We start from the raw sequence: 426 nt of genomic DNA on the forward strand, positions 1-426 counted from the left end.
GGCCATGCTTCTCGTCCCAGAACGCCATGCCGTCGAAGAACGCGCCCGGCGTCGGGTTGGTGAACTGGAGCGTCCAGTGCTCGCCGCCGTCCACCGTCTTGTAGATGCGGGACTTGTCACCCTCGCCGATGGAGAGCAGATACGCGGTGGTGTCGCTGAAGGCATCCACGTCCCGGAAGTCGAGCGTCTCCGCGCCGGGCACGGTGCCCGCCTTCCACGTCTGACCTCCGTCCGTCGTCCGGACGAAGGTCCCCTTGTCTCCGCTGGCCCAGGCCACGCGTCCGTCGACGGCGCTGACGCCTCGCAGGCGCACGGTGGTGTGGCTGTCCTGGGTCACCCACTTCATCTCCGCGCTCCCCAGTGACAGCAGCGCTGTCAGCCAGATGGCTCCCGTCATCATGCCGCGTCCTCCTCGCGGCCCGGGAG

The 426-nt window shown here is 68.5% G+C and carries 1 pseudogene; it reads right to left on the reverse strand.

The window, feature by feature from the left end:
• Nucleotides 1–400 (reverse strand): annotated as a pseudogene (locus tag D7Y04_RS42895) (oxidoreductase); the annotation flags it as partial.
• Between the last annotated feature and the right edge of the window lie 26 nt (nt 401–426).

It is taken from the genome of Corallococcus sp. AB038B (assembly GCF_003668955.1).
Taxonomy (GTDB): Bacteria; Myxococcota; Myxococcia; order Myxococcales; family Myxococcaceae; genus Corallococcus; species Corallococcus exiguus.